This is a genomic window from Kitasatospora sp. NBC_01560 (genome assembly GCF_045208415.1).
Lineage (GTDB): Bacteria > Actinomycetota > Actinomycetes > Streptomycetales > Streptomycetaceae > Kitasatospora.
This window is the reverse complement of the sequence record NZ_CP109364.1, coordinates 1,041,189-1,054,062: the sequence shown is the minus strand read 5'-3', so window position 1 is coordinate 1,054,062 and position 12,874 is coordinate 1,041,189. Positions and strand designations below refer to the sequence as shown.

The following is a 12,874-nucleotide window of genomic DNA, read 5'->3' as shown; positions in this document are numbered from 1 at the left end:
GGCCGCGCCATGCCCCGCCGGCCCTGGACGCCGCGCGCCGGTGCCGGGCGCGGTCGCGGGTGCGGCCGTAGCGTCAAGGGCATGACTGGCGACGAGACGACGATGGTGGCGGTGGGTGTGCGCTCGGTGGCGGAGGTGTTCGCCGCGTTGGAGGAGGCGAACGGCCGCCGGCCACCGTGGACGCGCTACGAGTACGGCGTGGTGGGCGCCTACCGCTGGGCGGTCGGAGCCCAGGTGGGAGGCCCGGTGACGGCGGCTGCGGCCGTCGGGGCGGTCGGGCCGTGCCGGGCCCAGCTGCTCGCCGAGTTCCAGGCCGCCGCGGTGGAGATCCGCGCGGGCGCCGGGCGGGAGGTGGACGCGGACTACGCGCTGGGCGCCTACGGTGCGCTGGCCTGGATCTGCGGCCACCACGAGGAACAGCCGTAGCCCGCCCGACGGGGGCCGGCAGCAGGGCGTGACGTGATCCGGGCCGTCGCCTTCGGGCGGCGGCCCGGTGCGTTCGGGCGGTGCCGGTCGATTCCGGTCGATTCCGGGTGGTTCCGGTCGATTCCGGGCGGTGTCGGGAGGGGCGGGTGGCCGGGCGGTGCGGGGAACGGCGCTGCCGGGCGCGCTCCGGCCGCTCCGCCGGGAGTGGATGGACGGGTAGCTGCCCCGGGCCTCCGAGCGCCGGGAGGTGGGCCCGCCGCCGCCCCGCGGACTTCCGCGGCTGAGCGCGGCCGGCCCGCCGGGTGCGTCCGGCGGGCCGGCCGTTCGGACGGGAGGGGCTCAGCCGCGCCGGACCTCGGCCGCGGGCCGTGCGTCCGCCGCCGGCCCCGTCAGGGGCACCGCGGCCGGAGCGGTCCGGCCGCGCCGGGCGAGCGCCAGCAGGGCGGCGCCGACCGCGACCCCGGCGAGCAGGACGACCGCGCCGACCGCGACCGCGTGGCCGACCGCGTCGGTGAACGCCGAGGCCACCTCGGCCGGCCGGGGCCGGCCGAGCCCGCCGAGGTGCTCCTCGAACCGGGTGGTCATCAGGGTGCCGAGGATGCTGGTGCCGAGCACCGCGCCGGCCTGGCGGGCGGCGTTGACCGTGCCGGCGGCCACGCCCTCCTTGCCGGGCGGCACCTGGCCGACGGCCAGCGCGGTGGACGGCGCGTTGGCCAGGCCGCAGCCGAAGCCGAGCACCACCAGGGCCGGGGCGTAGTCGGCGAAGGTGTCGGCCGGCCCGACGCGGGCGAACAGCGCGGCGCCGGCGGCGGCCAGCAGCAGCCCGGTGACGATCAGCGGCGCCGGTCCGACCCGCCGGCCGAGCAGCCCGGCGATCACCGAGGCGAGGATGAAGGTGGCGAACTCCGCGAGGAGCTGGACGCCCACCTGGAGCGCGGTCAGGCCGCGGACCTGCTGCAGCCAGAGCACCTGGAGCAGTGCGAGGCCGACGAAGCCGAAGAGCACCGTGGCGGCCAGCAGCAGGGCGGCGCCGTAGGAGGGGTTGCGCATCAGCCGGAGGTCGAGCAGGGGCCGGTCGCGGCGCAGTTCGACCACGACGAAGGCGGTGAGCAGGACGACGGAGGCGGCGCCGGCGGCGAGCGGCGCGCCGGCGGTGTAGCCGTGGTGGCCGCCGTCGATCAGCCAGTAGATCAGCAGGGCCGCGCCGGCGGTGGCGAGCAGCTGGCCGGGCCAGTCCAGCCGGCCGCCCTCGGCCCGGGACTCCGGCACGCCCGCGAGCGCCGCGGCGGCGGCGAGGGCGGCGACGACGGGGCCGAGCCAGAACGCGGTGTGCCAGGTCGACCAGCGCAGGGCCAGGCCGGCGGTGATCGGCCCGAGCGCGAGGCCGACGCCCGAGGCGGCGGCCCAGGCGGAGATCGCCCCGGCCCGGCGCCGGGGGTCGGGGAAGGCGTGGGTGACGAGGGCGAGCGAGCTGGGGGTGATCAGGGCGCCGCCGAGGCCGGCCACGGCCTGTCCGGCGAGGACGGCCGGCAGGCTGTGAGCGAAGACCAGGACGAGGCCGCCGGCGGCCATCGCGAGAGTGCCCAGCAGGAAGATCCGCCGCCGCCCCCAGCGGTCGGCGAAGGCACCCGCGCCCAGCACCACGGAGGCCACCACCAGGGTGTACGTGCTCGGGATCCAGACCAGGTCGGCGGAGTCGAGGCCGAGGTCGGTGCGGACGGCGGCGAGGGTGCCGATGGTCTGGGTGGTCTGGACGAAGGCGGTGAAGAGGCCGAGGCAGGCGGCCAGCAGGACGATGCCACCGCGCTCGGGGAGCCGGCTGGTGCTGCGGCCGGTGCTGGGACCGGTGCTGGGACCGGTGCTGGGACCGGTACTGCGGTCGGTACGGCCGTCGGTACGGCCGTCGGTACGGCCGTCGGTGCTGCGGTCACTGCGCGGCATCGGGCACCTCCGGGGCGCGCGAACCGGCGGGGAGGGGATGGGTCACGGGGGCTCCAGGAGGATGCAAGGCCGGTCGGTTCGAGAACGGGACTCACCCTAGCGGTAGTGAGTTTGATATTCCAACCTTGCTGGTCCCCCGTGCCCGGACGACAGCACGGCGGCGGGCGCCCCGGAGAGTCCGGGGCGCCCGCCGCCGTGCGGCGGGCCGAGGCTCGCGCGGGTCAGCTGGGCCCGCCGCCGGTGGCCGTCGGACACGGCGGGAGCGTCGACGGGAGGACGGTCGCACAGGCCACGGTGGCCGCCGTGGTCGTGCCGGTCGCCGTGGTCGTCGTCGTCGCCGTCGCCGTGCCCACCGTGGCCGTCGCCGTGCTCGCCGTGACCGTCGCGGTGGACGGCGCCACGCTCGCCGTGGAGGGGGCGGCCGACTTCGTCACCGAGGACGGCGGGGCCGAGGAGGCGGTGGAGGGCGGGGACGAGGCGGTGCTCGCCGTGGACGACGGCCCGGACGGCGTACCGGAGGAGTGCGACGCCGAGGCCGTTCCGGTGGACGGGCCGGTCGAGCCCGAGGTCGAGCCCGAGCTCGGGCCGGAGCTCGCGCCGGAGCTGCTCGCCGAGTGCGAGCCCGAGGTGCTCGCCGACGTCGAACCCGACACGCTCGCCGAGGGCGAGAGCGGCTTCATCGGCGCGGCCGGCGGAATGCCCGGCGCCAGCTCCTTCGGCGGCTGCACCGGATGGTCCTCCACCTTGATCTGCCCGGTCACCCGGGCGAACCAGCCGCCGGTGGCGACGTTCACCAGGATGATCTCGGTCACCGGCTGGGGCGCGGGCACCACGACGACCAGCGTGGACGGCTGGAAGCCCGTCCAGCTCTTGCCGGTGTACTTGGCGTCGGTCACCAGCGAGGGCGGCGTCAGCGGATTGCCGCAGGCGCACCGCACCCGCGGCACTCCCTGCGAGTCGACCAGGACGGCGGTACCCGCCTGTAGCACCGACTGGTAGCTGGACACCGCGCCGCTCTTGTAGCCGTGGTTGGTCACCCGGGTGTCCACCCGGAGGTAGGCCGAGGTCAGCGAGCGCAGGTAGCTCGGGATCGCGGACTGCTGGATGCCCTGGACGGAGGCCCAGGCCCGGCCGGTGTCACCCGTCGAGGTCATCGTGATCAGCCGCTCCACGTCACAGCTGGCCTGGGACATCGACCCGGCGTACAGCCCGGCCGAGCTGCCCTGGACGCTGTGGATGCCGGTCGGGGAGCCCGCGGCGCTGCTCGTGGCCCCGCCCGCCGCGGGCGGCGCGGAGACCGAGGCCGTTTCCACCGACTGGGTGAACGGCGCCGGGCCCGGGTCCGCCGGCATCTGCAGCGCCACCTCGTTGGCGGCGGGGATGGCGTCGGACGGCTTGCTGCTGTTGTTGTTGACGATCAGCACCGTGGCCACCACGGCCAGCACCGCGGTGCCGCCGACCACGGCGAGTTTCTTGCCGGAGCGCCACCACGGCGTCGGGCGCCCGCCCGAGGGGCCGCCGGGTGCACCGCCGGAGGGGCCGCCCGGTGCGCCGCCGGCCGGGCCGCCCGGCGTTCCACCGGGAGGCCCGCCGGATGCTCCACCGGAGTAACCGCCCGGCCCCGAATAACCGCCCGAACCGGAGGGGCCGGACGGGGGAACCGACGGTGGACCGGAGGGCGGGCCGGACTTGGGCCCGGAGAGCGGACCGGACGGCGGGCCCGACGGTGGGCCGGACGGGGGCCCGGAGGGCGGGCCGTAGGGGGGCGGTTGGGAACTCATCGAGGCTCCGTTTCGCAGGCGGCCGGCGAAACGGCCGGCCCAGCAGTGCTCCCCCACCGGGTTCCATTTCTGCCCCGGCCGGTCCGCGACCGCAACAGCAGGTGGTGCGCCGACCGCCGCACCGCGCAGCGCGCGCCGGGCCGTCCTGGGTGAATCTGGACTCAGACGCGAGGGGGGCACCCGAGTCCACAGGAGCCCCCATGCACCCGGAGCCCCCCACCGTGGCGGCCGGCCCGCCCGGCGCCCTGCGCGGCTGGCTGGACGCACTCGCCGTGGTCGTCGCGGGGCTCGCCGCGATGGCGGCGGTCGCCGCGCTCGGCCTCTGGGCGGCCGGCGCCGGCTCCCTCCCGGGCGGCGGGTTCCCGTCGGTCCTGGCCGCGGCGCTGGTGCTCGCCGTCGGCGGCTCCGTCCAGCTCGACGGCGGCGCCGGCTCCTTCGCCCAGGTGGACGCGGGGATCACCGCCATGCCACTGACCGTCGGTCTGGTCGGCGCCCTGGTGATGGCCGAGGTGTTCCTGCGCCAGCTGCGCTTCCGGGCCGTCGTCCACGGCGCCGAACTGCTCGGACGGGTGGCCCGGACGGCCGCCGTCTGGGTGGTGGCCCTGGTGCTGCTCACCGTGGCCGCCCGGCACAGCTTCACCGTCACGCTGGGCAACGACCTCGTCCAGCAGCTCGGCGGCGCCCTGGGGCTGACCCCGGAGGTCGGCTTCCACGCCGAGGCGGCGAGCACGATCGGCCTCGGCCTGCTCTGGCTGCTGGTGGTCCTGGCGGCCGTCTTCGCCGTCTCCCGCCGGGCGCCGCTGCCGCGCGGCCTCCTGCCGTTCCAGCAGGCCGTCCGGCCGGCCGCCTTCGCGATGGTGCTGCTCCTGCTCGTGTACGTGGTGATCGGACTCGTCGCCGGCCTGCTCACCGTCGTCGTCAACGGGAACGCCCGGGAGACGGCGGCCGTGCTGCTGCTGGCCCTGCCCAACCTGGCCTGGCTCGGTTTCGGGGTCGGGCTCGGTGCCGAGTGGCACGGTCAGCTGGTCGGCGCGATCGGGCTGCCGGTGCCCAAGACGCTGGCCGCGGTGATGCGCGGGGCGGACGGCCAGGAGGCCACGATCAGCCTCGGCACGCTCGCCGAGCAGGACGCCCGGGCCTGGTGGCTGCTGCCGGTGGCCGCCGTCCTGATGCTCGGGGCGGGCGTCCTGACGGCGTACCGCTCGCCGCGCGACGTCCGGCCCTGGCGGCACGCCGTCAGGCTGGGGGTCGCGGCGGCCGTCACCATGCTGCTGGTGGGCGTCTGGTCACGGGTCTCCGCGGACTACGGCCTCTCGGTGCTCGGCGTCGGGGTCGGCGAGGGCGGTCTCGGTGACCTCCTCGGGTCCGTCCTCGGGGGCACCGACCCGCTGGCCGGCCTCGGCGGCGGGAAGCTGGAGCTGCAGCCGCAGCTCCTGGTGGCGGTGCCGCTGGCGGCGGGGTGGGGCCTGCTGGCGGGCTGGCTGGGCGGGCTGATCGCCCCGCTCCTGCGCCGCGGCCGCAACGGCCGTCCGGGCACCCCGTAGGGCGGGCTTCGCCGGGCGTAGGGCGGGCTTCGCCGGGCGGGCCCGCGCCCGGGCCCGGAGCAGCCCGGTCCGCGGCACGGTCCGGTGCAGCCCGGTCCGCGGCACGGTCCGGTGCAGCCCGGGTCCGCGGCACAGTCCGGTTCTGGCACGGTCCGGTGCAGCCCGGTCCGGTGCTCAGAACAGGTCGGCGAGCAGGACCACGGCCGGCGGCACGGCCTGGGCGAGGGCCACCCGCCAGAGCCGGCGCTCGGAGACGAAGAGGATGATCCCGCCGGCGAGCATGAAGGCGCAGACGTACACGACCAGCGCACGGCCGCTCGTGCCGTGCCCGGTGTGCAGGGCCGTCACGCCGGCGGCGAGGCCGAGCGCCAGGAACAGGTTGTAGAAGCCGACGTTGAACCGCCACAGCCGCACCTCGGGAGCGTCCGCCGTGCTGCCGGTGAGCAGGTAGCGGACCCGCGGGTGCCCGTAGAGGAAGCTCTCCAGCGGCCAGGCGATCACGTGGATCGCGGCAGCGATCAGGGCGAAGACCTGGCTGACGGCGTTCATGGCGGCTCCGCGGGCGGGGATCGGGCTCGGCGTGCGGGAGGGGCCGGGGCGCGGAGCACCCCGGGCCGGCGGGGCCCGGGGCGGCCCCGGGCCGGGCGGCTCAGGGCGGCGGCGGGTGGACGACCGGGGCGGCCCAGGGCGGCGCCGGCGGGACGGGCGTCGGAGGGGCGGGCGGGGCGGCCGCGGCCGGTGGCGCGGGTGCGGCGGCCGCAGGGGCGGGCGGGTCCGGTACGGCCCGGCTGCGGGCCGGGACGACCCTGGTCGGCGGCCCGGCCGCCTGCCACGGGTCGGCGGAGGGCGGGCCGGGGGCGGCGATCGCGGCGCGCAGCGCGCCGGCGAACGTGAGGCAGTCGCCGAACCGTTGCACGGGCTCCTTGGCGAGCGCCCGGGTCATCACGGTGTCCACCGCCTCGGGCAGGTCGGGCCGGTGCTCGCGGAGCGAGGGCGGCGGGTCGTTGAGGTGGGCCCAGAGCAGCGCGAGGTCGCTCTCGCGGCGGAACGGCGGCCGCCCGGCCAGCATCTCGAACACCACGCAGGCCAGGCTGTACTGGTCGCAGCGGCCGTCCAGCGGGTGGCCGGAGATCTGCTCGGGCGCCGCGTAGTCCAGCGTGCCGACGATCTGGCCGACGCTGGTCAGGCCGCTGAGGGAGAGGGACTTCTTGGTGAGGCCGAAGTCGGCCAGGTAGAGGTGCTCCGGGTGCTCGCTGTCCGTGCCGGCGGCGACCAGCACGTTGCCGGGTTTGACGTCGCGGTGGACGAGGTCGCGGTCGTGCGCGGCGTCCAGCGCCGAGGCGATCTGCAGGGTCAGCCGGGCCGCCCGCTCACCGGGGAACGGGCCGTCCCGGTTCATCAGGCCGCGCAGGTCGCCGCCCTGCACGTAGCGCATCGCGATGAACAGGATGCCGTCGGCCTCGCTCGCCTCGAACACCGGGATGATGTGCGGGTGGTCGATCGCGGCGGCGGCCTCCGACTCGTGCATGAACCGCTGCCGGAACACCTCGTTGCGGGCCAGCTCGGGGGCCAGCAGCTTGACCGCGACGGTCCGGCCCAGCCGCAGGTCCTTGGCCCGGTAGACGACCGCCATGCCGCCGCGCCCGATCTCGGCCTCCAGCCGGTAGCCGGCCAGCTTGCTGCCGACCATGCCGGACGGGAGGCCCGCGTCGGCCTCCGGCCCGCGCCCGCCACCGCCGCCCGGGGCCTCGGGGCGGATCACGGCTCACCCGTCCGGGTGGGCTCGTACCCGCTCGGGGAGGGTGCGGCCGGTGGAGTGCCCGGACCGGAGCGCGGCCCGGACTGCGGGCGCCCGGACGTCGCGTAGGTCTGGAGCTGGAGGCCGTCGCAGTAGCACCAGCGGTCGTGCACCGGGTCGAACAGCCAGAGCGCCTCGCCGTCGACGACCAGCCCGATCCGCCGGCCGCGGGCGCGGTCCCGGAAGGTCTCCAGGTCGTCGCGGCCGGCCGCGAGGTCCTCCAGCAGCGAGCGGTAGTACGCCAGCACCCCCTCGGCCTCGGCCAGCGCCGGGCGCGGGTCCGCGGTCCGGGACGGCGGCCCGGTGGCGGCCGGCGGCGCGTCGGGGAGGGCGACCAGCAGCCGGCCGTCCACCCAGGTGGACCAGCCGTTGGAGCAGAGCACCTGCGCCCAGTCGCCCCGCCGGTCGATCAGCCGCACCGGGAGCAGCGGGTCCAGCGGCGTCGAGGACAGCGTGGCGGCCGGCGACGCCCAGGTCGCCATCCCGCTCGGTGCGGCGACGTGGGTCGGGCGGAACGCGAACTCTTCCATGGGCGGCTGCCTGTCTCCCGGCTGCTTCCGTTGCTCGAACTGCTGACTGCGTCCATCGGCACCGCTGCTCCCGCCCCGCGCCGCCGGGGCCCGCTACTTGCGCATGATCGCGGGCTCCTGCCGGCGCAGCAGCGCCAGCACGGCGATGCCGAGCACCACCGACAGGCCCACCAGCAGGCCCATGCAGCGGAGCCAGACGGACCGGTCGGGCCGGAACAGCGGATCGGCGGTGATGGCGGTGGGGAAGACCGTGTGCAGATCGATGGTCTGGGCCATCGCGGCCAGACCCCAGCGGGACGGCACCAGCCAGGCGAACTGCTCCAGGCCGGGCACCCCGTGCAGCTTCAGCATGGCTCCGCTGAACACGATCTGCACCACCGAGAGGAGCACCAGCATCGGCATGGTGGCCTCCTCCTTGCTGACCAGCGCCGAGACCAGCAGGCCGAGCATCATGGCGGAGAAGGAGAGCAGCGCGACGGCGATGATCAGCTCGGCCAGGGGTGGCAGCACCACCCCGGTCTGCACCGCCACGCCGTTCGGCAGCGTCGGGCTGAGGTCGACGCCCGCCAGGCCGACGGTGGTCAGCACGACGGCCTGGGCCACCGTGATCGTGCCGAGCACCACCACCTTGGACGCCAGGTACGCCGATCTGGACAGGCCGACCACGCGTTCCCGCTGGTAGATCGGCCGTTCCTTGACGATCTCGCGGACGGCGTTGGCGGAGCCGGTGAGCAGCCCGCCGATGCAGAGCGTGAGCAGCACGTTGATGGCGTTGTCGGAGGAGATCCGGGAGCCGGCCATCGCCCGGCACATGATGCCGATGATGAACGGCAGCGCGATCATCACGGTGAGGAAGAGCCGGTCGGCGGCCAGCACCGAGGTGTAGCGGCGGACGAGGGTGCCCAGCTGGGAGAACCAGCCCTGCGGCTTCTCCGGGCCGATCCGGCCCCCGGCGGGGCCGGGTCGGCCTACCGGGACGGCTGGCACCGCGCCGGCGGTCACGTACCGAAGGTACTGCGGGGACTCCCGGAAGCGCTGCTGCCAGGTGGCGTGGTCCTCGCTGTCGAACGCCTCGAAGGCCTCCGGCCACTCGGTGTAGCCGAAGTACGGGAGGGCCTCGTCGGGCGGGCCGTAGTAGGCGGTGCGGCCGCCGGGGGCGAGCACCAGCAGCCGGTCGCAGACGCCCAGGCTGAGCACGCTGTGGGTGACCACGACGACGGTGCGGCCGTCGTCGGCCAGATCGCGCAGCATCCGCATCACCGAGCGCTCCATGCCCGGGTCCAGCCCGGAGGTGGGCTCGTCGAGGAAGAGCAGCGAGGGCTTGGTGAGCAGTTCGAGGGCGACGCTGACGCGCTTGCGCTGGCCGCCGGAGAGGCTGGAGATCACCAGGTCGGCCCGGGCGTCCAGGCCGAGTTCGTGGATCACCTCGTCGACCCGGGCCTCCCGCTCCTCGCGCGTGGTGTCGCCGGGGAATCGTAATTCGGCCGCGTAGGCGAGGGCCCGCCGGACGGTGAGCTGGGTGTGCAGGATGTCGTCCTGCGGCACCAGGCCGATCCGGCGGCGCAGCTCGGCGTAGTCGCGGTAGAGGTCGCGCCCGTCGTAGAGGACGGTGCCGTCGTCGGCGGGGCGCAGGCCGGTCAGGGCGTTGAGCAGGGTGGACTTGCCGGCGCCGCTCGGGCCGGCGACGGCGAGCAGGGCCTTCTCGGCGAGCGGGAAGCCGACGTCGTCCAGCAGCACCCGGTGGTCGGGGCCGACCCGCACCACCAGGCCCTGGACGTTGAGCGAGACCTCGCCGGTGTCGGTGTACTCGACCAGTTCGTCGCCGGACAGGCAGAGGGCCGAGTGGCCGATGCCGACGATGTCGGCCGGGCCGACCGGGGCGCGCTCCACCGGGCTGCCGTTGACGTAGGTGCCGTTGTGGCTGGCCAGGTCGACGATCTCGTGGCCGCCGTCGGGGAGCGTGCGCAGTTCGGCGTGGTGGCGGGAGACCACCAGGTCGTCCAGGACGAGGTCGTTGTCGCCGGCGCGGCCGATCCGCACCGTCCGGCCGGGCAGCCGGATGACGGCGCTGGGCTGGCGGAAGACGCCGGAGGCCTGCGGGGCGATCAGCGAGGGCCGTTCCCCGGCGGCCGGCGCGGGCAGGCCGGCGAAGGACGCGGCCGGGCCGTCCGGATCGCCGAACCGCAGCAGCGTGCCGGGGCCGACATCCTCGTGCTCGACGCGGTGGCCCTCGGTGAAGGTGCCGTTGGTGCTGCCGACGTCCTCCAGCAGCCAGTGGCCCTCGGTGGCGCGCAGCACGGCGTGGTGCCAGGACACCCGCGGGTCGTCGATGACGATCTCGCTCGTCGGGTCGCGGCCGACGTGGTACGCCCGGCGCGGATCGATCAGCTGCGAATCCGAACCGGTGACGAGAACCAGAGGCGGCGCGACGGGCGCGCCAGCGCGCTCTCCCATGCCTGGGAGTCTAGTCCGGCCGGGCGGGCCCAGCAGGATGGGAGCCGGGGCGGGGCGGAGGAGGGGTGGAGCCGGGGCGGGGCGGAGGCGGGGTGGCCGGGCCCGGCGGGGGCGCCGGGCCCGGCCGGTTCGGAAAATTGGACTGGACCACTGGCTCCGTGCGGGTCCGCTGCCCTATCGTTCGGGGTGCCGCCCCACCGCCCGGGGTGAAGCACACGACTCCTTGCGAGCCCCCGGGATGGACCCATGAGCGTCTGGCCGCAGTTGCGCGAATCCCGGCTCGTCCGGGCCGGCCGGGCACCGGGAACGGTCCTGCACTGCGGGCTGGTGGACACCATGCTCGCCGACCTCTCGGTCTCCGTGGTGCTCTTCTTCGAACGCGCGCTGGACGAGGACCGGCTCGCCGCCGGGCTCGCCCGGGCGCTGGAGCGGGTGCCGGTGTTCGCCGGCCGGCTGCGCACCGTCGACGGGATGCTCACGGCGGTCTGCGACGACGCCGGCGTGCCGATGGACAGCTACACCGTGGACGGCACCCTCGCCGAGGCGATGGGCCGGGTGACCGCGGCCGGCGCCCAGCTGGTCGACCCGGTGGACGCCCCGGCCGCGCGGAACGGCGGCGTGCCGCTGTTCACCGTGCGCGTCACCCGGCCCTCGGCCGGCGGCACGGTGCTCGGCTGCTCCTGGCACCACGCGATCGGCGACCTGCAGAGCTTCATGCTGCTGATGCAGGCGTGGTCCGCCGCGGTGGAGGGCGAGGAACTGCCCGAGGTCCGGCTCGTCGAGGACCAGGACGCCCTGCTGGACAAGGTGCTGCCCGCGGAGGACTGCGGACGGCCCGGCTTCCGGCTGCCGTCCCCGGCCGAGGCGGCCGTCCTGGCCCGCGAGGTGGCGGCCGGCCCGCGCGCCAACCGGACCGTCCAGATCTACTTCGGCGACGCCGAACTCGACCGGATGCGCACGGAGTTCGCCGCGACGGCGGGCCGCCGGCTCTCCTCGGGGGACGCCCTCCTCGCCCATGTCGTCTCGGTGATCCGCGAGTTGGACGGCGACCGGGAGGAGCGCTGGCTCACCGTCCCGGTGAACGTACGCCGCCCGCTCGGCCTGCCGGCGTCCCTGGTGGGCAACCTGCTGAGCGAGATCCACCTGCCGCAGCAGCCCCAGGACGGGCCGGCCGCGCTCGCCGCCGCCGTGCGCACGGCCGTCGAGAACTTCACCGCCGAGCACCTCAACCTCCGGGCCAACCTGTCCTTCCTGGAGTCGCTCGGGCGGCTCCGGCTGCGTGAGTGCGTCCCGCTCGGCTTCGATCCGGAGCGGCGGCGGTTCAGCTTCTCGAACTGGAGCCGGTTCGGCGCGTACCAGGTGGCGTTCCAGGGGCAGCGGCCGGTGTTCTTCAGCCCGGCCGCCAACTACCCGATCCCGTGGGTCTGCTGGACGGTCGAGGGGTTCCACGGCACCGGCCTGCTGGCCAGCGTCGTCCTGCCGGTCCGGCTGGCCGCCCGGCTGCGCGGCGCCGAGGGGCGGGCGGCGCTGCACCGCCACCGCGATCCGGCGGACGTGCTGCCGGCGGTGGCCGCCGCCGTGCCCAAGGTGCTCTGAGCCGGGGCGGGTTCGGCACGGGGCTCAGTGGATCGCCGCCGGCGTGATGGAGCCGGAGGCTGTCGGGTGGTTGCTCGTCGACGTGGCCCCCGGCATATTGCGCCGGTCCCGGGCGTTGGGGCGCTGTCGTGTTCGTCATGACCGGTAGCGAACGGGGACACGGAGGCTCCGGCCCGGTCGATGTCCACCGGATCTCATCGCTCTCCACACGATCGACTACGGCTCCGTCACGATCACGCGGCGAACCGCCTGACTGCACAACGCCGTCAACACATCCGTGGCACAGTGCCCGTACGGGGGCGGGGGCCGACCGGGAGCGCGGGCCAGACCTGCCCGGATCCGGTCGGACGATCGGGGGGAGAGTACAAGTGCTCGACAGGGAAAGCGCGTTGAGGCTCGCCGGGGCGTGCGCGCACGAGTCGGAGATCCGCGAGCGGCTCCGTGGCAGCGCCCTGGGTGCCGAGATGCCCCTGGACGCCGTCCTGGCACAGGCCCGGGACGATCGGGAGCTGCCCGACCTCCTGGCGCAGGCCCGGGACGATCGGGAACTGCCCGACCTGCTCGAAGCGCTGCACCGGACGCTGCGGGCCACCGGCGACCGGCGCGGGCTGGACGCCTACACCGGCGCGGACGACAGGAACGCGCGGGGCCTGTTCACGGCGGGGGTCGACCACGCCGTGCCGACCGAACCCTTACTGCTGTGTCCGCTACAGCTCTGCCTGCGCCACGAGCGGCCCGACGCTTCCGCCGGGGCGCCTCGGTGCGCCGCGAACGGCGACCTGCTACTGCGCCGCGAGGACTGAG

General features: G+C 75.7%; 10 protein-coding genes. 4 read left to right on the top strand and 6 right to left on the bottom strand.

The genetic code is table 11. The features are described 5' to 3' along the window. The first annotated feature begins 81 nt into the window (after positions 1–81). Positions 82–426 carry a hypothetical protein gene (locus OH807_RS04540; protein WP_406194140.1) on the top strand — a complete coding sequence of 115 codons (345 nt, stop codon included), beginning with the start codon at positions 82–84 and terminating at the stop codon, positions 424–426. Positions 427–765: 339 nt separating this feature from the next. Here the strand turns inward: OH807_RS04540 and OH807_RS04535 are convergent, their stop codons facing one another. Next, positions 766–2,367, bottom strand: a complete 1,602-nt coding sequence (locus OH807_RS04535; RefSeq protein WP_406194137.1) for an MFS transporter — start codon at positions 2,365–2,367, stop codon at positions 766–768. Between the two features lie 221 nt (positions 2,368–2,588). Continuing rightward, entirely contained in the window at positions 2,589–3,830 is a 1,242-nt protein-coding gene (locus tag OH807_RS04530) for a DUF6777 domain-containing protein (protein ID WP_406194134.1), read from the bottom strand. Positions 3,831–4,348: 518 nt separating this feature from the next. On the opposite strand from OH807_RS04530, the gene OH807_RS04525 reads away from it, so the two are divergent. Next, positions 4,349–5,692 carry a streptophobe family protein gene (locus tag OH807_RS04525; protein ID WP_406194132.1) on the top strand — a complete coding sequence of 448 codons (1,344 nt, stop codon included), beginning with the start codon at positions 4,349–4,351 and terminating at the stop codon, positions 5,690–5,692. Between the two features lie 174 nt (positions 5,693–5,866). On the opposite strand, the gene OH807_RS04520 is transcribed toward OH807_RS04525, so the two are convergent. The 4 genes from OH807_RS04520 to OH807_RS04505 form a co-directional block, all read right to left on the bottom strand. Next, positions 5,867–6,241 carry a DUF1304 domain-containing protein gene (locus OH807_RS04520; RefSeq protein ID WP_406194129.1) on the bottom strand — a complete coding sequence of 125 codons (375 nt, stop codon included), beginning with the start codon at positions 6,239–6,241 and terminating at the stop codon, positions 5,867–5,869. Positions 6,242–6,341: 100 nt separating this feature from the next. Then, positions 6,342–7,382 carry a serine/threonine-protein kinase gene (locus OH807_RS04515; protein WP_406210698.1) on the bottom strand — a complete coding sequence of 347 codons (1,041 nt, stop codon included), beginning with the start codon at positions 7,380–7,382 and terminating at the stop codon, positions 6,342–6,344. Positions 7,383–7,450: 68 nt separating this feature from the next. After that, a complete protein-coding gene (locus tag OH807_RS04510) occupies positions 7,451–8,020 on the bottom strand; it encodes a hypothetical protein (RefSeq protein ID WP_406194126.1) in 570 nt (189 codons plus the stop codon). A gap of 93 nt (positions 8,021–8,113) precedes the next feature. Continuing rightward, a complete protein-coding gene (locus tag OH807_RS04505; protein ID WP_406194123.1) occupies positions 8,114–10,474 on the bottom strand; it encodes an FHA domain-containing protein in 2,361 nt (786 codons plus the stop codon). A 246-nt stretch (positions 10,475–10,720) separates the two neighbouring features. On the opposite strand from OH807_RS04505, the gene OH807_RS04500 reads away from it, so the two are divergent. Together OH807_RS04500 and OH807_RS04495 are read left to right on the top strand one after the other, a co-directional pair. Further along, positions 10,721–12,070 (top strand): acyltransferase, encoded by a 1,350-nt coding sequence (locus OH807_RS04500; RefSeq protein ID WP_406194121.1) that lies wholly within the window; start codon positions 10,721–10,723, stop codon positions 12,068–12,070. Positions 12,071–12,438: 368 nt separating this feature from the next. Continuing rightward, complete coding sequence (locus OH807_RS04495; RefSeq protein ID WP_406194118.1) at positions 12,439–12,873, top strand: hypothetical protein; 435 nt, start codon at positions 12,439–12,441, stop codon at positions 12,871–12,873. Position 12,874: the final 1 nt, after the last annotated feature.